The organism is Streptomyces sp. NPDC127106, from assembly GCF_042677605.1.
Taxonomy (GTDB): domain Bacteria; phylum Actinomycetota; class Actinomycetes; order Streptomycetales; family Streptomycetaceae; genus Streptomyces.
In genome coordinates, this window is sequence record NZ_JBHXTC010000003.1 from 132,752 (window position 1) to 157,839 (window position 25,088).

The 25,088-nt window shown below is 76.9% G+C and carries 16 protein-coding genes; all 16 read right to left on the reverse strand.

Features of this window, described 5'->3' with window-relative positions; genetic code table 11:
* Nucleotides 1–74 precede the first annotated feature (74 nt).
* On the reverse strand, nt 75–830 hold the full coding sequence (locus ACFVGY_RS05125; RefSeq protein ID WP_385671190.1) for a hypothetical protein: 756 nt from the start codon (nt 828–830) through the stop codon (nt 75–77).
* 143 nt (nt 831–973) lie between these two features.
* Nucleotides 974–1,759: a 4'-phosphopantetheinyl transferase superfamily protein gene (locus ACFVGY_RS05130; RefSeq protein WP_385671193.1), complete on the reverse strand. Its 786-nt coding sequence runs from the start codon at nt 1,757–1,759 to the stop codon at nt 974–976.
* Between the two features lie 34 nt (nt 1,760–1,793).
* Nucleotides 1,794–3,191 carry an alkaline phosphatase family protein gene (locus tag ACFVGY_RS05135; RefSeq protein WP_385671196.1) on the reverse strand — a complete coding sequence of 466 codons (1,398 nt, stop codon included), beginning with the start codon at nt 3,189–3,191 and terminating at the stop codon, nt 1,794–1,796.
* Nucleotides 3,188–3,439 carry a hypothetical protein gene (locus ACFVGY_RS05140; protein WP_385671199.1) on the reverse strand — a complete coding sequence of 84 codons (252 nt, stop codon included), beginning with the start codon at nt 3,437–3,439 and terminating at the stop codon, nt 3,188–3,190. The genes ACFVGY_RS05135 and ACFVGY_RS05140 overlap by 4 nt, the downstream gene beginning before the upstream one ends.
* Nucleotides 3,436–4,662 carry a metabolite traffic protein EboE gene (gene eboE / locus ACFVGY_RS05145; RefSeq protein WP_385671202.1) on the reverse strand — a complete coding sequence of 409 codons (1,227 nt, stop codon included), beginning with the start codon at nt 4,660–4,662 and terminating at the stop codon, nt 3,436–3,438. Before eboE ends, ACFVGY_RS05140 begins: the two co-directional genes overlap by 4 nt.
* A gap of 20 nt (nt 4,663–4,682) precedes the next feature.
* Nucleotides 4,683–5,561, reverse strand: coding sequence for a TatD family hydrolase (locus ACFVGY_RS05150; protein ID WP_385671205.1), 879 nt, complete (start codon nt 5,559–5,561; stop codon nt 4,683–4,685).
* A gap of 31 nt (nt 5,562–5,592) precedes the next feature.
* Nucleotides 5,593–6,324, reverse strand: a complete 732-nt coding sequence (locus ACFVGY_RS05155; protein ID WP_385671208.1) for an EboA domain-containing protein — start codon at nt 6,322–6,324, stop codon at nt 5,593–5,595.
* Complete coding sequence (locus tag ACFVGY_RS05160; RefSeq protein WP_385671211.1) at nt 6,321–7,217, reverse strand: sugar phosphate isomerase/epimerase family protein; 897 nt, start codon at nt 7,215–7,217, stop codon at nt 6,321–6,323. The genes ACFVGY_RS05155 and ACFVGY_RS05160 overlap by 4 nt, the downstream gene beginning before the upstream one ends.
* On the reverse strand, nt 7,214–7,390 hold the full coding sequence (locus tag ACFVGY_RS05165) for a hypothetical protein (RefSeq protein ID WP_385671213.1): 177 nt from the start codon (nt 7,388–7,390) through the stop codon (nt 7,214–7,216). Before ACFVGY_RS05165 ends, ACFVGY_RS05160 begins: the two co-directional genes overlap by 4 nt.
* Entirely contained in the window at nt 7,387–8,391 is a 1,005-nt protein-coding gene (locus tag ACFVGY_RS05170; RefSeq protein WP_385671565.1) for an SCO3242 family prenyltransferase, read from the reverse strand. Before ACFVGY_RS05170 ends, ACFVGY_RS05165 begins: the two co-directional genes overlap by 4 nt.
* Nucleotides 8,392–8,510: 119 nt before the next feature.
* Nucleotides 8,511–9,728 (reverse strand): inositol-3-phosphate synthase, encoded by a 1,218-nt coding sequence (locus tag ACFVGY_RS05175; protein ID WP_385671216.1) that lies wholly within the window; start codon nt 9,726–9,728, stop codon nt 8,511–8,513.
* Between the two features lie 70 nt (nt 9,729–9,798).
* Nucleotides 9,799–10,584, reverse strand: coding sequence for a Tat pathway signal sequence domain protein (locus ACFVGY_RS05180; protein ID WP_385671219.1), 786 nt, complete (start codon nt 10,582–10,584; stop codon nt 9,799–9,801).
* A gap of 103 nt (nt 10,585–10,687) precedes the next feature.
* Nucleotides 10,688–12,214: an MFS transporter gene (locus tag ACFVGY_RS05185; protein ID WP_385671222.1), complete on the reverse strand. Its 1,527-nt coding sequence runs from the start codon at nt 12,212–12,214 to the stop codon at nt 10,688–10,690.
* On the reverse strand, nt 12,211–13,128 hold the full coding sequence (locus tag ACFVGY_RS05190) for an ornithine carbamoyltransferase (RefSeq protein ID WP_385671568.1): 918 nt from the start codon (nt 13,126–13,128) through the stop codon (nt 12,211–12,213). The genes ACFVGY_RS05185 and ACFVGY_RS05190 overlap by 4 nt, the downstream gene beginning before the upstream one ends.
* A gap of 129 nt (nt 13,129–13,257) precedes the next feature.
* Nucleotides 13,258–19,812, reverse strand: a complete 6,555-nt coding sequence (locus ACFVGY_RS05195; RefSeq protein WP_385671225.1) for an amino acid adenylation domain-containing protein — start codon at nt 19,810–19,812, stop codon at nt 13,258–13,260.
* A complete protein-coding gene (locus ACFVGY_RS05200; RefSeq protein ID WP_385671228.1) occupies nt 19,809–25,082 on the reverse strand; it encodes an amino acid adenylation domain-containing protein in 5,274 nt (1,757 codons plus the stop codon). Before ACFVGY_RS05200 ends, ACFVGY_RS05195 begins: the two co-directional genes overlap by 4 nt.
* Nucleotides 25,083–25,088 lie beyond the last annotated feature (6 nt).

The window sequence follows — 25,088 nt, forward strand, 5'->3', positions numbered from 1 at the left end:
CCGCGGTCGGGCGGGGGCACCGCGTCCGGCCCGACGGGGGGGCGCCTTCGGCCGCAACGCGGTGGTCGCACGTGTCAGTCCGGTTGCCGGCCGCTGCGTCGCGTCCTGTTCCCGGTACGGGTACGGGTACGGGTACGGGTACGGGTACGGGTCCAGCGGTGGACCAGTGCCGCGGCGGTGGCCGCCGCGCACAGGCCGTACACGATGACGACCCAGAGGGCGGGAGCGCGGCCCGCGCCGAGTCCGTGCACGAGGCCGGCGAGCCAGCCGGCGTACGCCAGACCGTGCAGGACGCGGAAGGGGCGGATCCAGCGGCGGGTGGCGAACACGCCGCGCCACAGGCCGGTGATCAGGGCCAGGACGAACAGCTGCGCGGCGAGGGTGCCGAGGTCGACGAGCAGGCTGCCGCTGCCGAAGCCGAGGGCGGCCTGGACCGCGGTGACCCGGTCCGCGCCGACCTTGACCCCGATGTGGACCAGGAGGAAGCCGACCCCGGCGACGGCGGCGGCCCGGTGCAGCTGCTGCGCGAGCTGCCGGCGGGCGGGGGCCAGCACGTCCCGGAAGACGGTGGCGAGGCCGAGCATCACGGAGCAGGAGAGCGCGACGAGCGCGAAGACCCCGGCCATGCGGTCCAGGAACTCCTGGAGGGCGCCCCCGGCGAGCGCGCCGACCGCCAACAGCACGCCGACGCAGGCCAGCCCGGCGGAGACGGCGCGGGCGCCGGGGGCGGGCGTGTGCGGGGGCCCCGGCCGGGCGGCCGCGGTCGGGTCGGGCTGTGCCGGCGCGCCGGCGGGGGGCTGTGGTGCCGTGCGGGTGGTGGTGCGGGCCATGGGGTGCTCCGGGGGTGGGAGGGCGGTCGGGCGGGGCGGAGCGGCGCGGCCGCGCAGGGCGTTTCGGGGCGCCGCCCCGGACCCCGCGCCTCGAACGCCGGCGAGGTCGGACCTGCCCGCGGGGCCGGGGCCCGGGTGGGGGGTCAGGGGCGGTGGCGGTGGATGGGGCCGAGGGGGGAGCCGTCCAGCGGGCGGGCCAGGGAGGCGGACCAGTTGCCGTCGAGGTCGAGGTCGTCGACCTGCCAGCGGGTCACCTCGCCCTGGTAGCCGTGCACCACCTCGACCGGTCCGGGCACGCCCGGGGTGACGTCGAGGGCGTTCAGGTCGATGCCGAGCAGGCCCAGCCCGACCCCCTTGAGCACGGCCTCCTTGCGCGTCCACACCCGGTGGAAGGCGGCGGTCCGCTCCGGTCCGGCGGGCAGCGACATGATGTACGCGTACTCGGCGGGGGCGAGGACGACGTCGGCCAGCGAGCCGGATTCGACGGGCCGCAGGGCCTCGATGTCCACGCCGATCCAGTCCCCCGCGTGCAGCCCCAGCACCCCGCACCCGTTGGTCCGGGTCAGGCTCACGGCGAGCCCGACGGCCGGGTCGGCCACGGCCGGCGGGCCGTGCTCCAGGTCCCCGCAGCCGGGGCAGACCCGGCGGCCGAGGGCCACCGTACGGGCGTCGACGCCGAGCAGCTCGCCGATGGCGCGGCGGGCACCGGCCCGGGTGCGGACGAACGCGGCGGCGTCCCGCTCGGCGCGGTAGCGGCGGGCGCGGACCTGTTCGACCTCGTCGAGCAGGTCGAAGTCGTCCTGGTCGACCCGGTCCCCCAGCGGCCACCACCACACGTGGGCCTCGCCGGTCTCCTTGAGCCGGGCCGCCTCCCGTGCGGCCGGTGCCGGCACGCGCACGCCCGGCGCCGCGAGCAGCTGACTGGTCATCGGGTTCCTCCTCTCCCCCTTCGGAGGGGCGTCGTCAGGTCAGTCCGCCGAGGCGCAGGAGCAGGTCCTTGACCTCGGTGGCGTGGTAGCGGGCCCGTTCCTGTCCGGGGTCGGAGCACAGCAGGAGCGGCCCGTCGCGGTCGTCCCCGGGCAGCCGGCCGTGGCTGCCGCGGACGCAGCCGGGGTCCAGGGGCACCACCTGGAGCGGTGCCCGCAGGCCGGCCTTCTTCTTCAGCACGGCCAGGGCCGCCTTCGCCTTGGCCGCCGGGTCGGCGGGGTCGAAGAACAGTTCGGCCGGGTCGTAGCCGGGCTTGCGGTGGATCTCGACGCCCCGTGCGAAGTCGGGCGCGTGGCGGTCGTCGAGCCAGTAGTAGTACGTGAACCAGGCGTCGGGCTCGCAGACGGCGACGAGCTCGCCCGCGTTGGGGTGGTCGATGCCGTAGGCGGCCTGCTGGGTCCGGTCCCAGACCTCGTCGACGCCGTCGAGCGCCTTCAGTGCGTCGCGCACGCGCGGGATGTCGTACGGGTCGGCCACGTACACGTGGGCCGCCTGGTGGTCGGCCACGGCGAACGCCCTGGAGGCGTACGGGTCGAGGTACTCCATCCCGCGCTGGCGGTAGACCGACAGCAGGCCCTCGCGGCGCAGCGCGCGGTTGATGTCCACGGGCCGGCTGACCGGGGAGATGCCGTACTCGCTGAGCGCGACGATCGTGGTGCCGCGCTCGCGCAGCTCGGCGAGGAGCGGGCCGAGGGCGGCGTCGGCCTCGCGGGCGGCCCGGACGGCCTGCGGGCCGTCGGGGCCGAACCGTTGGAGGTCGTAGTCGAGGTGCGGGACGTAGATGAACGACAGGTCCGGGTCGCGGGTGTCGGCGACGTGCCGGGCGGCGCCGGCGATCCACCGCGTCGAGGTGAGCGAGGCGGTCGGGCCCCAGTACTGGAAGAGGGGGAACTCGCCCTGGAGGTCGGTCAGTTCGTCGCGGAGGGCGGCGGGGACGGTGTAGCAGTCGGGGGCCTTGCGGCCGTCGTAGTGGTAGACGGGGCGGGGGGTCAGGACGGTGTCGACGTCCGCGCCCATCGCCCACCACCAGCACAGGTAGGCGGTGGTGTGGTCGGGGTCCCGGCGGCGGGCGGCCTGCCAGACCTTCTCCCCCTGCACCAGGGCGTTGTGCTGGCGCCACATCATCACTTCGCCGTGGTCGCGGAAGTACCAGCCGTTCCCGACGGCTCCGTGCGCGCGGGGCATCAGGCCGGTGGTGAGGGTGGCCTGGACGGTGGCGGTGACGGCGGGGAAGACGGTGTCGAGGGGGGCGGTGAAGCCCTGCTCGCCGACGGCCCGCAGGTTCGGCATGTGGGGCAGCAGGCGGGGCGTGAGTCCGACGGTGCACAGGACGGCCACCTTGCGGGTTCCCTGCCGGGTGGTGGATCCGGTCATGCGCGGGGCTCCTTCCGGGTGGCGGGGGTCGTGGCGGGGATTGCGGGGCGGTCGGGGGCGTGGGGGCCGGGGGCGTGGGGGTCCGGGCCGGCCGGGCCCTCATCGGCCCCCGCCGGAACGGGCGCGGCGGGTGTGGCGGGCGCAGCGGCGGCGGGCGGGGCGGCGGCGGGCCGGGCGGGGACGGGGCGGCCGGCGGCGGGCCGGGCGGCGCTCTGGCCGGCCGTGATCACGAGGGCGATCGGCGTCACGGGGCGGCGTCCTCTCCCCACGGGATGTGCCGGTCGGCCGCGCCGGGATCGGGCGCGGCCGGGGTCAGGCCGAGGCGGGTCAGCTCGCGGCCGGTCCAGGACAGTTCGGCGGCGATCCCGCGGGCCAGGCCCGCGGCGCCCACCGGGCGGCTGCCCTCGGGCAGCACGGACCAGGTGTACGTCTCCACTTCGATGTGGTCGGTGACGGCGTGGTCCCCGCCGAACAGGGTCCGCAGGGTCTCGCGCAGCACCGGCCCGGTCGAGGCGAGCGGCGGGGCCGGCTCCTCGTGCAGCGGCACGTGGTAGTGGATCCGCCAGGGCGCCCGGCCGGGCAGCGCCCCGGCGAGCGCCGGCCCGAGGTCGTCGGAGCCGAGCAGGGCGGCTCCGGCAGGGGCCGCCTCCCGGGTCTGGTGCAGGAACCTGGGCTCCGCGAAGGGGGCGAGGGCGTCGCGCACCTTCGGGTCGGCCGGGTCGGCGGCCTCCAGGGCGCTCGACGCCTGGACCTTGACCACCGGGAGTCCGGCGGTCAGCAGCCGGGCCACGGCGGTGCCGGGGTCCTCGTGGGCGACGGCGAGGTGGCAGACGTCCAGGCAGAGCCCGATCCGGTCGTGGTCGGCGTCGGCGAGCAGCCGGACGGCCTGTTCGGTGGTCTCGGCGACGCAGCCGGGCTCGGGCTCCACGGCGACCCGGATGACCCGGCCGGTCTCGGCCTCGATCCGGCGCAGCCCGGCGGCGAGCGCGTCCAGCTGGCGCATGGCGGCGGCCTTGCGGGTCCGCGACCAGGCCGTGCGCCAGGCCAGGGGCAGGGTGGAGACCGAGCCGCGCTCGGCGTCGGCGGGCAGCAGCCGGGCCAGGATGCGGGCCAGGTTGAGGGTGTACTCCAGGCGGGCGGGCTCGGACCAGTCGGGGTAGTACACGGCCCGCTTGACGACGGGCGCGTGGAAGCCGCGGTACGGGAAGCCGTTGAGGGTGACGGTCTCCAGGCCGCGGGCGGTGAGCTCGCGGCGCAGGGCGGCGACGGCGGCCGGGTCGGCGGCGAGGACGGCGGCCGCGTCCTGGGGCAGCCACAGGCCGAGGCCGATGACCGGCTCGTCGGCGGCCTTGCGGACGGGTTCGGCGTAGGTGGTGAGCTGGGCGGTGATGCCCTCCAGGGTTTCGGCGGGGTGCACGTTGGTGCAGTAGGCGAGGTGGACGGCGGTGCCGTCGCGGTGGCGGAAGCGCATGTGGGGTCCCCCGGCTCCGGTCAGTTCCCGCCGCGGGCGATGGAGTTGCCGGCGTACAGGCCCGCGGCCTGCGCGTCGCCCTGAACGGATCGTGGCGCTCCGTCTCCGTCGAGGCCGAGGCGGCCGGACCGGCCGTAGAAGTCGACCGGGTTGCGCCACAGCACCCGGTCGACGTCGTCCTCGTCGAAGCCGGCGGCGAGCATGGCCTCGCCGGTGGCGCGGGTGAGGAGCGGGTCGCTGTGGCCCCAGTCGGCGGCGGAGTTGACGAGCATCCGCTCGGTGCCGTGCTCCTTGAGGATGGCGACCATCCGGTCCGGGGTCATCTTGGTGTCGGGGTAGACGGAGAAGCCCATCCAGCAGCCGGAGTCGTGGACCTCGGCGACGGTGACCTCGTTGAGGTGGTCCAGGACGACCATGGCCGGGTCGATGCCCGACTCGCGGACGACGGCGAGGGAGCGGGCGGTGCCGCCGGCCTTGTCGCGGTGCGGGGTGTGCACGAGGGCGGGCAGGCCGAACTCGACGGCCAGGCCGAGCTGGACGGCGAAGGCGTGGTCCTCGGCCTCGGTGACGGTGTCGTAGCCGATCTCGCCGACGGCGACGACCCCGTCCTTGGCGAGGTAGCGGGGCAGCAGGTCCAGGACGGGGGTGCAGCGCGGGTCGTTGGCCTCCTTGGGGTTGAGGCCGATCGTGCAGTGGTGGGCGATCCCGAACTGGGCGGCCCGGTACGGCTCCCAGCCGAGCAGTGCGTCGAAGTAGTCGGTGAAGCTCCCCGGGGAGGTGCGTGGCTGACCCAGCCAGAACGCGGGCTCGACCAGGGCGCGGACGCCGGCGGCGTACATCGCTCGGTAGTCGTCCGTGGTCCGGGACGTCATGTGGATGTGCGGGTCGAAGATGCGCATGGCCGGGCTCCGGGAGGGGTTCGTCGTCGGGTCAGTGGTCGAGGGTCGCTACGACCCACAGGTCGGCGGGGACGGGGCGGCCGGCGGCGCGGCGCTCGGTCGCGAAGGCGCGGGCCATCCGGGCCAGTTCGGCGTCGCGGCGCTCGTGCAGTCCGGACACCCGGGCCAGTGGGATGCCGGTGAACAGGCACTTGAGGACGGCCTGCCGCCAGCGGTACTGGTCGAGGTGGGCGCGGGCGTACGGGCCGAGCGCGGCCGCGACCAGCCGGTTGTCGTTGGTGCGGACGGCGTCGTCGGTGAGGTGCACGGCGCGGTCGCCGACCGGCAGGAACGGCAGGGCGCGCAGCACCCCGCGCCGCTCGGCGGCGTCCCCGTGGGCGTACCGCTCGGCGGCTTCGGCGGCCAGGGCCGCGCCGGTGGTCCCGTACCGGTTCAGTGCGCGCAGCAGGAGGGTGCGTACGGCGTCCTCGACGCTCCAGCCGGCCCAGCCGGGCAGGGGTCCGCGGCCGTGGTCGCGGCCGGCGGCGGGGAAGCGGCGGTCCAGGGCGCGGGGGCCGCCGGCGGCGACGGCGGCGAGGCCGGCGGCGAGCCGGGTCCGGTGCTGCTGGGCCAGGGCGGAGCGCAGGGACTCCTCCAGGGTGCGCAGGGTGAGGGCGTCGTGGACGCAGGCGTCGGCGGGTACGGACCCGGGCGGGGCGGGGGCGGGCGGGGCGTCGGGGGGCGCCCCGGGGGCGGGCCGGGTGAGGGCGGGGGCGGTGGTCATTGCGGTACGGCCTCCTTCTCCTGGCGTGCCGCGGCGGCAGCCGCCGCGTGCAGGAAGGCGATGCTGTGGCGGGCGACGTCGGCCGCGGCGTGGCTGTGGCGCGGGAGTTCCACGGAGACGAGCCCGCGGTAGCCGGTGCGGGCGAGGGCCCCCAGCACCGGCGGGAAGTCGATCTCGCCCTCGCCGAAGGGCAGGTGCTCGTGGACGCCGCGGCGCATGTCCTCGATCTGGACGTGGGCGAGCCGGTCCGCGGCGAGCTCCACGCAGTCGGCGACGGGCAACGGCTCCAGGCAGCGGCAGTGGCCGAGGTCCAGGGTGAGCCGGAAGCGGTCGGGCCGGCCCAGGTCGTCCAGCAGCCGGCGGTAGCCGGCCAGGTCGGCGACGAGCATGCCCGGCTCCGGCTCGAAGGCGAGGTCGATCCCGGCGGCGTCGGCGTGCGCGACGGTGTCGGCGCAGCCGTCGACCAGCCGCTGCCAGGCCTGCTCGGGGGTGGTGGCCGGGTCGGGGGTGCCGCTCCAGAAGTGGACGGCCCCGGCGCCCAGTTCGGCGCCGATCCCGACGGCCCGGCGCAGCAGGTCGGCCCGCAGGGCGCGCTCCTCGGGCCGGGCGGACAGCAGGGTGGGGCGGTGCTTGCGGCGGGGGTCGAGGAGGTAGCGGGCGCCGGTCTCGACGACCACGGCCAGGCCGGTGGCGGCGAGGGCCCGCCGGACGCCGTCGACGCGGGCGGCGAGGTCGGGGGCGTACGGGTCGAGGTGGTGGTGGTCGAGGGTGAGCGCGACGCCCTCGTAGCCCAGGTCGGCGAGCATCCGCAGGGCGTCGCCGAGCCGGTGGTCGGCGAGGCCGTTGGTGCCGTACGAGAAGCGGGGCGCCGGGCCCGCGGCGGTGGTGTTCACGTCCGGCCCCCGGCGGCGGCGTGTCCCGACCGATCGGCCCGGTCGCCCGGGTCCGTACGGTCCGTGCGGCCGGTGTCCGGCCCGGCGCCGGGCGGGAAGGCGGCCACGAGCGGGCTCGCGAGCTGCGGGAAGCCCGTGCGCGGGCCCGGCCGGGGCCGGTGCGTGGCGGTCATGTCGAGGACACCTTCCGGGCGAGTCTGCGGACGAGCGGCAGGGCTGCGGCGAGCGGCACGGCGAGGCCGGGGGCCCCGGCGCGGGCGGCGAGGGCGGCCTGCAGTGGGAGCAGGGCGTGGATCCCGGCGCCGACGGCCCGCCGCACCTCGGGGGCGGCGGGGTGGCGCACCGCCCGGGCGAGGGCGGGCCCGTAGCCGGCCGCGTACACGGCGAGCGCGGCCCCCCGGGCGACCCGGGCGGTCCGTGCGGTGCCGCCGGCCGCGGCGCGGAAGCCGAGGGGACGGGCGGTCCCTCCGGGGCGCATCACGGTGGCGGCGCCCACGGCGGCACTGCGGGTGCGGGTGCGGCTGCGGCTGCGGGTGAGGGTGGCGGCGGCCGCCGCGGCGGAGGCCGCGAGGGTCAGGGCCGCCTCGTGGGGCGGGGCCCCGGCGACCTCGTGCCGGCTGAACCGGGTCAGGGCCAGGGTGTGCGCCCCGACCGCGGCGGCCGGACCGAGGGCGGGCCGGGCCGGGCCGGGCCCGGTGCCGTGCAGGACGTCCAGGGCGCGGGCGGCGGCCATGACGGCCGGGCCCAGCGGGGTCTGCTTGGCGCCGAGGTCGTAGGCCCACACGGCGGCCGCCAGCGGCAGGGTGCGCCGCAGTACGGTCCGCCGCCCGCCGGCGAGGGCGGCGAGGCCTAGCCCGGCGGCGGTCAGGCCGGCCGCGGCCGCGAGGGCGGCGCCGGGCCGGATCCGGCCGGAGGGCAGGGGGCGTTCGGGGCGTTCCACGGCGTCGAGCTCCCGGTCGGCCCAGTCGTTGAGGGCCATGCCCGCCCAGTACAGGCAGACGGAGGAGCCGGCGAGGCCGAGGGTGCGCGGCCCGGCGCCCCGCCCGGAGGCGAGCGCCCCGGCGAGGACGTCGCCGGGGACGGTGGCGGCGGCGGGGGCCCGGACCAGTTCGGCGTAGGCGCGCAGGGTGCGGCGGGCCCGCAGCGCCCGTCCGGGGAAGGGCGGAAGGTGCAGCGGCACCGCCGGGCCGGCCCCGTCCGCGCGGGCGGCACGGGCGGCACGGGCGGTGCGGGCGGTGCGGGCGGTGCGGGCGGCGGCTGCTCGGACCGCGCGCGGGATGCGCTGGGCGGTGCTCACGGACGGGCTCCCGGTGCGTGCGGGGAGCCGTGGCCCGCGGCGGCGGGGGCGGGGGCGGTGCCGGCCGCCCAGGCGGTGAGGGCCTCGTACTGGAGGGTCAGGTTGTGCTCGGCGGAGCCGGCCGGGTCCTTGAAGAAGAAGCCGAGGGCGGGCAGGGCGCCGGACTCGCCCCGCCGGCCGGCGAGGGCCGTCAGCCGTACGAGGTCCAGGACCAGCGGGGCGGCCAGCGCCGAGTCGCAGCCCTGCCAGGTGAACTGCATGGTCATCCGCACGCCGAGGAAGCCCTCGAAGGAGATGTGGTCCCAGGCGGTCTTCCACTCCCCCATCTCGGGGACGTTGTCGATGTGCACCTGGCCCTCGACGGCGTGGCCGACGGTCTCCTCCAGGCTGCGCTGCTTGGACTCGGTCTTGGAGCGGGCGGCCGCGGGGTCGGCGAGGGTGGCGCCGTCGCCGCCGCCCAGCAGGTTGGTGCCGGACCAGGAGCGCAGGCGCAGCGCGCGCTGGGTGAACATCGGGGCGAGGGCGCTCTTGACGAGGGTTTCGCCGGTCTTGCCGTCGCGGCCCGCGTGCGGGACGCCGCGCAGCCGGGCCAGCTCCTCCAGGGCGGGCAGACAGGCGCCGGCGGAGGGGGTGAAGTTGACGTAGGAGCAGCCGGCGGTGAAGGCGGCGTACGCGTACAGGGAGCTGGCCGGGAGGGTGAGCGAGCCGGCGGCGAGGGCCGCCTCGAAGGCGGCCAGGTCCAGGTGGGCGGGGTCGGGTTCGGGCAGCGGCTCCGTGGAGGAGACGTTGACGACGACGACCTGCTCCAGCCGGTGCCGGTCACGGAAGGCGGCCATGTCGTCGGCGAGGCGGGCGGCGGCTTCGACCTGGGTCTCGCCGGGCCGCAGCGAGCCGTCGCGCAGCTCCAGCTCGGCGGCGGCCAGCGGGGCGTCCAGCGCGGGCAGGACCGCGGCGGGCAGCACACCGGCCGCGGCGAGCTGCCGGGCCCTCGCCGACAGCGGGGTGCCGACGACGTCGTGTCCGCCGAACACGAGGTCGGCGAGGGCCGGGAGGGACGCGCCGCGGAACGCGGGGGTTTCCGTCACGCATCCGACGGGGGAGGCGGCACCCGCGACGACGGCCGCCGCGCCGGCGACGGCCGCCGTGGCGACCGAGCCTCGCGCGCCGACCATCCAGACGCCGATGCGGGATGCGGATCCGGTCGTGTCTCGCATGGTGGGCCAATCCTCCTGAGGGGTACGGGACGTGGGGTGCGCGAGGGACGGGGCGGACCGACGGACGGGCCTACTTGCCCATGTCGACCGGGTACGGCCAGACGTCGAAGGCCTGGTTCATGCGCTCGTTGGAGCGGCACAGCCACTTGGCGGTGACCTTGCGGACGACGTGCTTCGGCAGGTGCTTGTTGTCGTTGCGGTCGGTCACCGGCTGGGCGATGGACTGGATCTCCCAGGCGGCCCCGACGAGGCGGTTGATGTGCGCCCAGAACTGCCGGTCGATGCCGAGGAGCTGGAAGGACTGCAGGTAGGGGTGCCAGCGGTGGTAGGCGTGCGTCGCCGACGGCGGCGTGTAGTTCATCATGTGGACCTTGTTGCCGGCCGGGCGGCGCGGGTCGAAGAGAGTGCCCTGGCCGAACTCCTGGAAGGCGAAGACCAGGCCCTTCGGGTCGCGGCCGTACCACTTGTCGTACACGGCCCGCTGGGCGCGGGAGAGCAGCTCGAACTCGGCGCGGCGGGGCTCGATGAGCTCCATCCAGCTGCGCGGGTAGCGGCCGCCCTTGCGGGTCGCGGCCCAGGCGTCGTACGACTTCGTGAACCCGCCGAACGGGGCGGTGATCGCGCCGACCGCGGCCTTCAGCTCCTCGGTCGGGTTGTAGTAGGACATTTCGTCGTAGTCGTACCAGAACTCGTTCGCCCAGCGGTCGCCGACCATGCCCTCGACCGGGGGGAGCTTGGGGCGCCGGCCGTGGGCGGCGGCGGGGACCGCCCCCACGAGGGTGACGGTGGCGGCGGCTCCGGCGACGCCGAGCGCGGTGCGCAGGACGGTCCTGCGGTCCGGGGAGTTGAGCGGCATGGTCGTTCTCCTTGGGAGGGGGCTGGGCGCGAAGTGCGACGGTGCGGTGAGGTGAACTCTTCCGTGGCGCGCTATCAGTGCTCTATACGCGCGAAACCGCAGCTCAGGGGCGATGCGTGGAGGAGCTTCCGGCGGCCCCGGCGGGCAGTTCCGCGGCGGCCCCGGCGGGCAGTTCCGCGGGGGCCCCGGCGGGCTCGTCGAGCGGGTTGCGGCGCAGGGCGGGCGAGAGCAGCGCCACGAGTGCGGTCAGGCCCATGGCGGCGCTCAGGCCGAGCACGGTACGGGTGGGCCCGAAGGCCTCCAGGGCGAAGCCGGTGGCCACGGGACCGGCCGCCATGGCGCCGGAACCGACCAGCATGGCGAGGGAGTTGGCCCTCCCCCGCATCCGGTCCGGGGCGACGCGGACGAGGAAGACCCCGCCGGCGACGTTGAAGACGCCGCCGACGTACCCACTGGCGGCGAACAGGGCGCCGAGGGCCGCCGGTTCGCGCAGGAACGCGACGGGCACCATCAGCGCGGTCCAGGCCAGCAGCCCGCCGAGGACGAGGGCGCGCAGCCGGAAGCGTCTGGTCCACCAGCCGCCGGAGAGGGCGCCGACCAGCCCGCCGGCCCCGCTGAGGGACAGCACGAGGCCGATCTCGAACTGCGAGCCGCGGTTCTCCTGGATGCCGGTCATCACGGCCAGGTTGAGGCCCTGGAAGAGGACGTTGGAGACGGCGACGGCGGCCATGACCGCCCGCAGGAAGCGCTGGCGCCACATCCAGGCCAGGCCCTCGCGCACCTCGGCGAGGAGGTCGGGACGGGGCCCGGTACGGGCGGTCTGGAGCTTGCCGCGGACGCCGAACAGCAGGGCGGTGGAGGCCAGTTGGCCGACCAGTGCGGCGAGGTACGGGAAGGCGCCCCCCAGGGCGACCAGGCCGCTGCCGAGCGGCTGGCCGGCGATGGCCGCGCCACGGGTGCGGGCCTCGTTGCCGGTGAGGGCGGCGGGCAGCTGCTCCGCGGGGACCACCGCCGGGACGGCGGCCCGCTCGGCGAGCTGGTGCAGCACCCCGAGGGTGCCCTCCACGAAGGCGGCGGCGAACAGGGCCCACAGCCAGACGTGTCCGCTGAGCAGCAGGGCGGCCACGGCGCCGGCGACGAACGCCTGGCCGAGGCCGGCGCCGAGCATGATCCGGCGGCGGTCCCACCGGTCGACGAGCGCCCCGCCGGGCAGCTGTACGAGCAGCTGCGGCAGCAGCAGGGCGGTGCCGACCAGGCCGGCGTCACCGGGCGAGCCCGTGACCCACAGCACGGTCAGCGGGTAGGCGACGGCCGTGGCCCGCCCGGCCAGCAGCGACAGCCCGGCCCCGCCCCACAGCAGCCCGAAGTCCCTGTTCCGCCGCAACGGCACCGCCCCGGCTGCGGTGTCGCCCGCCGGCTGCACCGCGGTCCCCTCGGCGGCCTCCCCCTCCCCGGCCGCGGCGGCGGGCACCACCTCGGCCGGGGCAGCGGCCGGGGTCGCCGCGGCGGGCTGCGCTTCGGGCACGGACGCGGGCTGCGGCGCGGGCCCCGCCGCGGGTCGGGGTTCCGCGTCGGACAGGAGCCACGGGAGGGCGGCCGGGTCCGTGGCGGCCTTCGGCGGCGGGGTCACCGGGCGGTCCGGCCGGGCCGGCCGGCGGCGTGCTCCAGGACCGCCATCGCGCTGTGCATCTTGTTCGTCGCCTGGGCGAAGGCGATGCTCCGCGGGCCGTCCAGGACCTCGGCCGTGACCTCCTCGCCGCGGTGCGCCGGCAGGTCGTGCATGAACACCGCCCGGGAGCCGCCGTCCCACAGCCGGGCCGTGACCTGGAACGGGGCGAAGACCTCCCGCCAGTCCGGGTCCGGCTTCGACGTGCCCGTCGTCTGCCAGCGGGTGGTGTACACGACGTCGTACTCCGCCGGCAGCGCGTCCATGTCGTGCCGCTCCCGCAGCACCGACCCGTACCGCTCGGCCTGGGCCTGCGCCCGGGCCGCCACCGGCGCCGGCAGGCCGTACCCGGGCGGGGTCCGCAGTTCCAGGTGCACGGAGGGGAACCGGGTCAGCGCCAGGGCCAGGGCCGCCGCGGTGTTGTTGCCCTCGCCGACGTACAGGATCCGCAGCCCCTCGATGCGGCTGAAGTGCCGCAGCAGGGTGGTGAGGTCGGTCAGGGCCTGCGTCGGGTGCTCCTCGGCGCTCATCGCGTTGACGACGGCCATCCGGTCCTGGGCGGCCCAGCCGCGCAGCTCCGCCTCCGGGCCGGCGGTGCGGGCGACGAGCACGTCCAGCATCCCGGAGAGCACCCGTCCGGTGTCCTCGGTGGTCTCGCCGGTGTTGAGCTGGAGGTCGCCGGGCCCGTAGGCGATGATCCGCGCGCCGAGCCGCAGCGCCCCCGAGGAGAAGGCGGTCCGGGTGCGGGTGGAGGTCTTGGCGAAGTAGATCCCGGCGACCAGGCCGTCCAGCGCGTCCGACCGGCCGGCGGTGCCGGCCGAGAACTCGGCGCCGCGGCGGACGATCCGGCGCAGCTCGGCGTCGGAGAGGTCGTCCATGGAGACGAGGTGGCGGGCGGTCCGCGGCCCGTCCTCGGTGCCGAGTGCGTCGAGCGGGTCGCGGGTGCCGAGTGCGTCGCGGGTGTCGAGCGGGTCGCGGGTGTCCAGTGCGTCGAGGGTGTCCATCGGTCAGCCCTTCCGGGGGTCTTCGAGTGCGGCGGCGGTCTGCGCGACGGTGTGGTGGCGCAGCGCGGTGGCGAGGTCGAGGGTGATTCCGTGCCGGCGGGCGGCGACCAGCAGCGGGGCCACGAGCAGCGAGTCGCCGCCGAGGTCGCGGAAGTCGTCGTGGACGCCGACCCGTTCGAGGCCGAGGACCTCGGACCAGACCTCGGCGAGCACCTTCTCCAGGTCGGTGCGCGGCCCGGTGTACGGCAGCGGGGTCGCGGTGGCCCCGCGAGAGGCGAGGGCGGCCTTGTCCCGCTTGCCGTTGCCGGTCAGCGGGAGCCGGTCGACGACGGTGACGGTGGCGGGGACGACCGCGGCGGGCAGGACGGCCCGCAGCCGGTCGCGCAGCTCCCGGACCGCCACGGCCCGTCCCTCGGCGGGCACCACCCAGGCGGTGAGCCGCTTGCCGCCGTCGGCGGCGTCCACGGCCGCGACGAGCGCCTCGCGGACGGCCGGGTCGGCGGCGAGGGCCGCCTCGGCCTCGCCGGGCTCCACGCGGTGGCCCCGGATCTTGACCTGCTCGTCGGCCCGGCCGGTGAATTCGAGGATGCCGCCGGGCAGCAGCCGGGCGAGGTCGCCGGTGCGGTAGATGCGGGTGCCGGGGAGCCCGTACGGGTCGGGGAGGAACGATTCGGCGGTGAGTGCGGGCTGCCCGGCGTAGCCGCGGGCGAGGCCTTCGCCGCCGAGCCAGACCTCGCCGGTGATCCCGTCGGGCACGGGCCGGAGCCGGTCGTCGAGGACGCGCAGCAGCACCCCGGGCAGGTTCGAGCCGAGCGGCACGAGCCTGCGCCCGGTCCGCGGGCGTACGTGCCCGAAGGTGGCGGCGACGGTGGCCTCGGTCGGCCCGTACTCGGCGCCCAGTTCCATGCGCCCGCCGGCCGCGGCGATCCGGGCGGCGACCCGGTCGGCCTGTGCGGTGGGGTAGGCGTCACCGGCGCAGACGGCGATGCCGGCGATCCCCCCGAGTTCGGAGTCGGTCAGCCCGTCCTCCAACAGCCGGAGGTGGCCGGGGGTCAGCCCGATGAAGGCGTACGGGGCGCCGGCCATCAGCAGCGGCCCGAACTCCTCCGGCTGCCAGTTCTGCGGCAGCAGGTGCACCGCCCGGCCGGTGGCCAGGGGGGCGTACAGGGCGGGCAGGCCCAGGTCGAAGCCGACCGAGGTGAACCAGGGGGCGCCGCCGGAGCGGCCCTCGACGTAGGCCCGTACGGCCCAGTCGAGGTAGTGGGCCAGCGAGCGGTGGCTGATCTCGACGCCCTTGGGGGTGCCGGTGGAGCCGGAGGTGTGCAGGACGTAGGCGAGCCGGTCGGGGTCGGGGGACGGCGGAGCGGGCCGGGGCGGCAGGGCCGGCGCGCCGTTACCGGCGCCGGCCGGATCCTCGTGGGAGACGTCCCCGACGGCCAGGACCCGCCCCCCGGGCAGGATGCCGGCGAACCGGCCGGCGTACGGGCCTTCCGTCACCGCGAGGTCGAAGCGGAGCAGGGCGAGGCGGGCGTCGGGGGTGCACGGGTCGACGGGCAGCTGGGCCGCGCCGGCCTTCCACACCCCGAGCAGGGCCGCGACGAGCTCGGGGCCGCGGTCGAGGAGGACGGCCACACGGGTCTCGGGTCCGGCACCCAGGGCGCGCAGCCGCCGGGCGATGCGGCCGGCCCGCGCGTCGAGTTCGGCGTACGAGACGCCGCCGGCGGGGGCGCCCGCGCCGGTCAGGGCGGTGGCCCACGGGGTGCGGGCGGCCTGCGCCTCGAAGGCGGCGAGGACGTCGACGGGGGTGTCGGGGTGCGGCAGGGCGGGCGCGGCGAGCCGGGCGCGCTCCTGGGAGGTGGGGAAGGCGCCGGTGGCGTCGCCGTCGGCGCCGGTGCGGGCCATGTCGGCGAGGACGGCCCGGTACAGGTCGGCGAGGCGCTCGGCACGGTCCCGGGACAGGGTGCGGGTGCGGGAGGCGAGGGACAGGTGCCCGCGGACGGGGGTGCCGACGACGAGCGGGAACTCGTTGGGGCTGTCGTCGCGGCTGGCCATGATGTCGATGAGCTCGGTGTCGACCTGGTGGAAGTCCAGGTAGTGGAAGAGCACGTCGATGAGGTGGCTCTCGCCGCCGGGCCGCCGCATGGCGGGCATCGGGTAGCGGCGGTGCGGCCACAGCTCGACCTCGCGGGCGAACACCTCCCGGGCGAGCTCGCCCCAGGTCGCGGCCCCCGTGCGGTACGGGAACGGCACCGAATTGAGGTACATGCCGGAGACGCGTTCGGCGCCGGCCTCCTCGGGGCGGGCGTCGGCGACCATGCCGCCGCGGAAGGCCCGGGCGCGGGTCAGCAGCGAGAGGACCTTGCTGTGGGCGGCGTGCAGCACGCTCTTGTACGGGACCTCGGCGGCGGAGGCGAGGGCGCGCAGGCCCGGTTCGACCTCGCCGAGGGCGATGTCGATGCGGTAGCGCTCGTCGGGGCCGTCCGGGTCGCCGGCCCAGCCGCTGGGGACGGTGAACTTCTCGTGGCCGTCGACGAGTCGGCGCCAGTGGTCGCGGTCCTCGGCGGAGGCCAGGGAGCGCAGCTCGCCGGCGATGAAGTCGGCGAAGCGGACGGCGGGCACCGGCGGGGCCGGGTCGGGCTCGCCGCCGGCCCGTAGGGCGCGGTAGGCGCGCAGCAGCTCCATCAGCTGGGAGTGGTAGCTCCAGCCCTCGATGACGGGATGGCACTCGGTGATGGACAGCCACCAGCTCTCGTCGTCGACGAGGTGGACGGCCATCCGCATCAGCGGGGCGGCGGTCAGGTCGAACAGTTCGGCGCGGTCCCGGTCGGCGAACGCCCACACGGCGTCCTCGCGCTCCGCGCGGGGCAGGTGGCGCAGGTCCTCGAAGAGGCAGGGCATGGAGACGGTGCCGACGGCGTGGACCAGCTGGAGGGGCTCGCTGTAGCCGGAGAGGGCGAAGGAGGTCCGCATCACCTCGTGGCGCTCCACGATGAGGTCGGCGGCCCGCCGGAACAGGGCGGGGTCGAAGGGGAGTTCGTCGCGGATCCGGAAGGAGGTGATGTTGTGGTAGCGGTTCTCGCCGCTGCGGCCGTGCATCTCGACGAGCATGCCGGCCTGGATCCGGGAGACCGGGTAGGCGTCGGTGACGTCGCCGGGCAGGGTGCGCCGGTCGTCGTCGCCGATCAGGGCGAAGGGGGCGACGGGGCCGTCGGCCCGCTCGGCGGAGCCGTCCCCCGCCTGGTCGGCGAGGGCGGTGCGCAGGCGGGCGACGGTGCGGTGTTCGAAGACGTCGCGGACGGTGGTCTCCCAGCCGGCCCCGCGCAGGGCGCCGACGAGGGAGACGGCGCGGATGGAGTCGCCGCCGAGGTCGAAGTAGTTGTCGTGGACGCCGACCTTCTCCAGGCCGAGGACCTCGGCCCAGACCGCGGCGATGGCGGCCTCGGCCGCGTCGCGGGCCGCGACGTGCTCGCCGACGGCGGTGGCCTCGCGGCCGGGGGCGGGCAGGGCGCGGCGGTCCAGCTTGCCGTTGGCGGTGAGCGGGAGGGCGGGCAGCCGCAGGTAGGCGGAGGGGATCAGGTAGGCGGGCAGGGCCGTGGCGAGGCGGTCCTTGAGGGCCGCCGGGGTGAGGTCCTGCTCGTCGGCGCCGGCGGCGGGGACGAGGTAGGCGACGAGCTGCTTGTCGCCGGGGCTGTCCTCGCGGACGAGGGCGACGGCCTCGGCGACGGCGGGGTGGTCGGTGAGGGCGGTCTCGATCTCGCCGGGCTCGATGCGGTAGCCGCGGAGTTTGACCTGGTGGTCGGTGCGGGCGACGAAGTCGAGGTTGCCGTCGGGCAGGACGCGGGCGATGTCGCCGGTGCGGTAGATGCGGGAGCCGGGGGCGCCGTACGGGTCGGGCAGGAAGCGCTCGGCGGTCAGATCGGGGCGGCCGGCGTAGCCGCGGGCCAGGCCGGTGCCGCCGATCCACACCTCGCCGGGGACGCCGACGGGCAGCGGGCGCAGCTGCTCGTCCAGGACGTACATGGTGGTGTTCGGGATGGCGCGGCCGATGGGGACGAGTTCGGTGGCGACGGGTCCGCGGGCGGCGCCGTCCGCGGGCAGGAAGTAGGCGGAGTTGCCGACGGTGATCTCGGTGGGCCCGTACTCGGCGGCGAGGCGGGTGCCGTCGGGGCCCGCGGCAGTGGCCCAGCGTTCGGCGAGGCGGTGGGTGAAGGAGTCGCCGGCGGCGATGACGAGCCCGGCGAGGCCGCGGATCTGCTCGGGGGTGAGCTGCCGGGAGAGCAGGTCGAGGTGGCCGGGGGTGAGCTTGACGAAGGCGTACGGGCCGCCTTCGGCGAGCAGGGCGCCCAGGTCGGCGGTGTCGAGGTCCTGCGGCAGCAGGTGCACCGCCTGGCCGGTCATGAGCGGGGCGTACAGGTCGGGGACGCCGAGGTCGAAGGCGACGGAGGAGAACAGCGGGGCGCCGCCGGTGCCGGCCGGGGCGTAGGCGCCGGCGGTCCAGGTCAGGTAGTTGGCGAGGCCGCGGTGGCCGATGAGGACGCCCTTGGGCCGGCCGGTGGAGCCGGAGGTGTAGATGACGTAGGCCAGCTGGTCGAGGTCGTACGCGGCGGGCAGCGGGGCCTCGGCGGCGGCGAGGGCGGCGCGCTCGGCCGGGTCGTCGACGAGGACGACACCGACGGGCGTGGCGTCGTTCGCGAACCGGCCGGCGTGCCGGGACGCGGTGACGACGAGGCGGGTGCCGGTGTCGCCGAGCATGTAGCGGATGCGCTCGTCGGGGTAGCCGGGGTCGATCGGCACGTACGCGGCCCCCGCGCGCCAGATGCCCAGCAGGGCGGCCACCAGTTCGGGGCCGCGGTCGAGGAGGACGCCGACGGTGTCGTCGGGGCGGGCGCCGAGCTCGACGAGGCGGCGGGCGAACCGGTCGGCGAGGCGGCCCAGTTCGGCGTAGGTGGTGGTGCCGCCGGGGTGCCGGACGGCGACCGCGTCGGGGGTGGCGGCGATCTGTGCGGCGATGGTCTCGACGACGCTCCGCGGGGTGCCGTGGACGGGGGCGCCGACCGGCTCGGCGGGGCCGTCGAGGAGCAGGGAGCGTTCGGCGGCGCCCAGGAAGTCCAGGGCGGACAGCGGGTCGCCGGGCCGCTCGGCGACGGCGGCGAGGAGGGCGGTGTAGTGGCCGGTGAACCGCTCGGCGGTGGCCGCGTCGAACAGGTCGGTGGCGTACTCCAGGCTGCCGTGCAGGGAGCCGTCGGCGCGTTCGGCCAGGTGCAGGGTGAGGTCGAAGCGGGCGATGCGGCCGGTGGCGGGGACCGGGCTCACGTCGAGGCCGGGCAGGTCGGGGGTGTCGGAGCCGTCGCCGGAGGCCAGGTCGAACATGACCTGGAAGAGGGGGGTGGTGGACAGGTCGCGGGCGGGCTCCAGCTCGTCGGCGATCCGGTCGAAGGGGGTGTCCTGGTGGTCGAAGGCGTCCAGGACGGTGGTGCGCACGCCGCGCAGCAGCTCCCGGAAGGCGGGGTCGCCCTGCCAGCGGCCGCGCAGCACGAGGCTGTTGTAGGCGTAGCCGGCCATCTGCCGCAGCTCGGGGCGGGTGCGGCCGGAGACGGCGGTGCCGACGGCGACGTCCCGTTTGCCGGTGTAGCGGCCCAGCAGGGCCTGGTAGGCGCCGAGCAGGACCATGAAGAGGGTGGCGCCCTCCTGTTCGGCGAGGGTGCGCAGGCCGGCGGCGGTGCCGGCGGGGACGTCGAACTCGGCGACGGCGCCGCCCCAGCCGCGGACGGCGGGCCGCGGACGGTCGGTGGGCAGGCCGAGCGGGCCGGTGCCGGCGAGCTGTCCGCGCCACCAGTCGAGGGCGGCGTCGGCGGCGGGGCCGCTCTGGCGGGCGTTCAACCAGGCGGCGTAGTCGGCGTACTGGACGGGCGGTTCGGGCAGGACGCCGTCGAGCGGGCCGGTGACGGCGCCGGCGGCCCGGTAGCAGGCGGCCAGGTCGGCGAGGAGCAGGGGCCGGGTCAGGGCGTCGCAGGCGATGTGGTGCATGACGACGACGAGCACGTGGTCGTCGGCGGCGAGGCGCAGCAGGCGTACGCGCAGCGGGGCCTCGGCGGCGAGGTCGAACACCTCGGCGGCGCGGTCGCGGGCGAAGTCGGCCGCGGCGGCGTCCCGTTCGGCGGCGGTGAGGCCGGCGGACGCGGTGACGGCGTAGTCGACGGGGCCGGGGGCGTCGATGACCTGGCGGGGCTCGGTCCCGTCGAGGAGGTAGCGGGTGCGCAGGACCTCGTGCCGGGCGGCGAGGGCGTCGAAGGAGCGGTGCAGGGCGTTCTCGTCGAGGGTGCCGCGCAGCCGGTACGCGAGCGGCAGCAGGTATTCCGGGCTGTCGGGGTCGAGCTGGTGGAGGAACCACAGCTGGCGCTGGCCGGCGGAGAGGGCGAGCGGCGCGGTGCGGTCGGCGCGCGGAATGGCGGTGCGGGGGGCGGTGCGGCCGCCGGTGCGGCCCGCGCGTCCGGCGAGCCGTCTGCGCAGCAGTTCCGCCCGCAGTTCGTCCTGCGTGGGTGCGGTGGGTGCGGTCACGGCTGGTACTCCCTGTGGGCGATGGCCAGTTCGGTGTGGTCGAGGGATTCGATCTCGGCGCGGACGGCGTCCTCGACCGCGGTGGCGAGCAGGGCGACGGTGGGGTTCTCGAAGACGGCGCGCAGCGGCATCTCCACGTCGAACTCCTCCTGGATCCGGGCGATGACGCGGGCGGCGAGGACGGAGTTGCCGCCGATCCGGAAGAAGCCCTGGTGGGCTCCGATGCGCCGGCCGGCGCCCGAACCGGTCGGGGCGCCCGGGCCGTCCGGGGCGCCCGGGCCGTCCGGCCGTTCGCCGGCGAGGACCTCGGCCCAGATGTCGGCGACGATCTCCTCGACCGGTCCCTCGGGCGCGGTGTACGGCTCGTCGGCGAGGGCCGAGGCCAGGTCGGGGGCGGGCAGGGCCCGTACGTCGACCTTGTTGTGGCGGGTGAGCGGGATCGCGGGGACGGGGACGAGCAGGGCGGGGACCATGTAGTCCGGGAGCCTGCGGGCGCAGTGGTCGAGGAGTTCGGCGTCGCCGGGGACGCGGCCCTCGCGCGGGACCCAGTAGGCGATCAGGGCGGCGGTGGGGCCGGTGCCGTGCACGACGACGGCGCAGTGGGCGACGTCGGGGTGCTCGGCGAGGACGCCCTGCACCTCGCCGGTCTCCACGCGGCGGCCGCGGATCTTGGCCTGGCCGTCGGCGCGGCCGGCGAACTCCAGGGTGCCGTCGGGCAGCATCCGGGCGCGGTCGCCGGTGCGGTAGAGGCGGGCGCCGGGGGCACCGTAGGGGTCGGGGACGAAGGCGGCTGCGGTCAGGTCGGGGCGGCCGTGGTAGCCGCGGGCCAGGCAGGCGCCGCCGACGCAGAGTTCGCCGGTGACCCCGTACGGGACGGGCTGGAGGTGGGCGTCGAGGACCCGGGCGGTGATGTGCGGGTAGGCGCGGCCGACGGGGACGGTGGCGGCGGTGTCGTGCGCGTCCCAGCGGGTGGCGGCGATGGTGGTCTCGGTGAGCCCGTACTCGTTGACGAACCGCAGCAGCCGGCGGGACAGCTCCCGGGCCAGGGCGGGCGGGCAGGGCTCGCCGCCGGTCTGGCCGACGAGGGGCCGTCGTCCGAGCCCCGCGTCGATGAGCATCTGCCAGTGCGGCGGGGCGGCCTGGAGGTGGCTGACCCCGTGCTCCTCGATCAGCCGCAGCTGGGCGGCGTGGTCGGTGAGGTCGCGTTCCCGGGCCAGGACCACGCGGCCGCCGGCGGTCAGCGGCATCAGCAGCTCGGTCCAGGAGATGTCGAAGGTGGGCTGGGCCAGGGCCAGCCAGGCGTCGTCGGGGCCCTGCCCGAAGTCGAGGTGGGCCTGCGAGGCGCGGAGCATGGCCAGCAGGGTGCGGTGCTCGACGGCGACGCCCTTGGGCCGGCCGGTGGAGCCGGAGGTGTACATGACGTACGCGAGCCGGTCCGGGTCGGCGGGTGCCTGCGGCGGTGTCGTGGCCCAGGTGCCGGTACCGGCGGCCGGGGCGGCGCCGGGGGCCGCGCCAGGCACCGGGGCGCGGTCGGCGGCGGCGAGCCGCTCGTCGGTGTCGAGCGCCAGCCAGGGGCCGTGGTACCGGCCCCGCAGTCGGGTCGCGCCGGCCAGGTCGGAGACGAGCACGACGGTGCCGGAGTCCTCCAGGACGTGGGCGAGGCGGTCGTCGGGGGCGGTCGGGTCGAGCGGCACGTACGCGGCACCGGCCTTCCAGGTGCCGAGGCAGGCGGCGATCAGGTCGGGGGTGCGGCCGAGCATGACGGCGACGGCGGTCTCGGGGCCGGCGCCGAGCTCGCGCAGCCGCAGAGCGACGGCCTCGGCACGGCGCTCCAGGCGGGCGTAGGTCCAGCTGTCGCCGCCGCAGACGACGGCGGTGTCGTGCGGGTTGGCCCGGGCGACGCCGGCGATCACGGTGTGGACGGCCGCGTCGGCGGGACCGTCGGCGGGTCCGTCGGCCGGGCCGCAGCCGCCCGCGGCCGGGGCGCCGGCCCGGCCCGCGCCCGGTTCGGGGGCGCCCGGACCGAGTGCGAGCAGTTCGGCGCGCAGTTCCTCGGGGAGCATCTCGGCCCGGTCGAGGCGGGTCGCGGGGGCGTCGGTGAAGGCCCGCAGGAGCCGTACCCAGTGCGTGGCGAACCGCTCGACGGTGGCCGCGTCGAAGAGGGAGGTGGCGTATTCGACGAGGCCGAGGAGGGATCCGTCGGGCTGCCGCTGGACGACGAAGGTGAGGTCGGTGCGGGCGGCCCGCCAGGCCCCGCGGAAGGCGTCGATGTCGGAGCCGGTGGTGGCGGTGCCGGTCCGGCCCTCCTCGTGCAGGTCGAACATGACCTGGTAGAGGGGGGTGCGGGCGGGGTCGCGGGCGTCGTCGAGCGCGGCGACGAGCCGGTCGAACGGCAGGTCCTGGTGGGCGAAGGCGGTCCGGGCGGTGTCCCGGACCCGGACCAGCGCGTCGGTGAACGGGGCGTCGGCGGGGGCGTCGCAGCGCATCACGAGGGTGTTGAGGAAGAAGCCGACGACGTCGGCGGACTCGGGCCGGTCGCGGCCGGCGACGGGCACGCCGACGGGCACGTCCCACTGTCCGGTGAGGCGGGCGACGAGGGCCGCGAACACGGTGAGCAGGGTCTGCTGGAGGGTGGCGCCGTGGGTGCGGCCCAGCGCGGCGGCCCGCTCGGTGAGCTCGGCGGGCACGGTGAATACGTGGGCGGCGCCGGCGGCGTCGCGGACGGCGGGCCGGGGCCGGTCGGCGGGCAGGTCCACGGGGAGGATGCCGTCGAGGGCCTGCTTCCAGTGGGCCAGCTCCTCCTGCGCGGCGGGGCCGGCGAGGCGGCGCCGCTGGTGGACGGCGTGGTCGGCGTACTGCACGGGCAGCGGCGGGAGTGCGGCGGCGGTGCCGTGGTGGGCGGCCTCGGCCAGGGCGAGCAGATCGCGTTCGAGGACCACGGAGGACCAGCCGTCGCAGGCGATGTGGTGGACGGAGAGCACCAGGCTCAGGTCGGGCCGGGGCTCCGGGCCGCGGACGGCGAGCGCCCGCCAGACGGGCCCGTGCTCCAGGTCGAAGGGGCGGGCGAACTCCTCCTGGACCAGGGCGTTCAGGGCTGCCGGGGTGGCTGCCCGCGCGGTGCGCAGCTCCACGTGGGGTGCGGCGTCGGCGATCTGGGTGGGTTCCGTGCCGCGCAGGACGTAGCGGGTGCGCAGGATCTCGTGGCGCTCGGCGAGCGCGGTGAGCGCGGCGGTGAGGGTGCGGTCGGTGTAGGTGGCGGGCAGGGTGAGGAAGACGGGCGCGTTCCATTCGGCGCTGCCGGGCCGCATCCGGTCCATCAGCCACATGCCCTGCTGGCCGGGTGACAGGGGCAGTCCCTCGGGGGTGCGCTCCACCGGCCGTACGGGCTCGTCGGCGCCGGCGCCGGTGGTGGCCGCGGCGGCCGGGACCGGGGAGGCGGCCGGGTCACCGGCGGCCAGGGCGGGGGCGTCGGCGAGCAGCGCGGCCTGTGCCTCCACGGTGGTCGCGGTGAACAGGGAGCGCAGGGCGACGCGGGTGCCGGCGGCGGCCGAGAGGGCCTCGGCGAGCTGGCTGAGCATCAGGGAGGCCCCGCCGAGCTGGAAGAAGTCGTTGGTGGCGCCGATCCGCTCGGCGGGGATGGCCAGGATCTGCGCCCAGCTCTCGGCGACGACCCGCTCGGCCGCGGTGCGTACGGGCACGTGGGCGCCCTCGGCGGCGGACGCGGCGGCGGCCGGCTCGGGCAGCGCACTGCGGTCGATCTTGCCGTTGGCGGTGAGCGGGAACGCGGCGACGGGCACGTACAGGGAGGGCACGAGCGGGTCGGGCAGGGAGCGGCGCAGGAAGGTCCGCAGTTCGTCGGGGCGCAGGTGCTCGCCGCGGGACTGCACCCAGGCGACGAGCCGGTGCCCGCCGGAGCCGTCGGGGACGGCGGCGGCGACCGCGGCCCGCACCCAGGGGTGGCCGGCCAGCGCGGCCTCGACCTCGCCGGTCTCGATGCGGACGCCGTTGACCTTGACCTGCTGGTCGAGGCGGCCGAGGTACTCCAGGGTGCCGTCGGCCAGCCAGCGGACCCGGTCGCCGGTGCGGTAGAGCCGGTCGCCGGGGGCGCCGTACGGGTCGGGCACGAAGCGCTCGGCCGTCTGACCGGGGCGGCCGTGGTAGCCGAGGGCGAGTCCGACGCCGCCGGCGTGGAGTTCGCCGGGGACGCCGACGGGCACGGGCCGGCCGGCCGGGTCGAGGACGAGGGCGCGCATGTGGGCGATGGGCCGGCCGATGGGGACGGCGCCGGTCTCCTGGGCCGGGTCCCAGCGGTGCTCGGTGATGTCGACGGAGGCCTCGGTGGGGCCGTACGTGTTCCATATCTCGGCCCGCGGGGCGCGCTCGGCCAGGGCCCGGCACAGCTCGGCGTGGAGCGGCTCGCCGGCGCTGAAGATCAGCCGGAGGCTGGTGGCGTCCTCCCAGCCGGATTGCTCGACCAGCCGGCGGTGGACGGAGGGGACGCCCTGCAGGACGGTGACGCCGTGGTCGGCGACGGCGCGCAGCAGGGCGGCCGGGTCGCGCTCGGCGTCCTGCGGGGCGAGGGCGACGGCGCCGCCGCTGGTCAGCGGGGCGAACACTTCGAGTCCGGCGGCGTCGAAGCCGATGGTGGTCTTGAGCAGGAACCGGTCGGCGGGGCCCAGCTTGTGGCGGTGGGCCAGCCAGCGGACGCGGTTGGCGATGCCGGCGTGCGGGACGAGGACGCCCTTGGGGCGGCCGGTGGAGCCCGAGGTGTGCAGGAGGTACGCGGGGCGGGCGGGGTCGACGGCGGCGAGGCCGGCGCCGCCCTCCCCCGCGGGCACGACGTCGGGTACGTCGGCGATGGCGGCGACGTCCACGACGGTCGTGCCGGCCGGGAGCCGGCCGGCGGTGGAGGCGGCCGCGAGGACGACGGCCGCGCCGGAGTCCTCCAGGACCAGGGCGAGGCGGGCCTGCGGGTACGCGGGGTCGAGGGGGACGTACGCGCCGCCGGCGAACCAGACGCCGAGGAGGGCGGCGACCAGCTCGGGGCCGCGCGGCAGGCAGACGCCGACGAAGTCGCCGGGCGCCACGCCGCGGGCGCGCAGGGCGGCGGCGTAGCGGCCGGCGAGCTCCTCCAGGGCGGCGTACGTGAGGACGGAGCCGTCGGCGCCCAGGACGGCGGGGGCCCCGGGGGTACGGGCGGCCTGGGCCCGGAACAGCCGGGGCAGCAGGAGACGGCCGGGGGCGGATCCCGACGGTGCGCGGTCGTTCACGGTTCT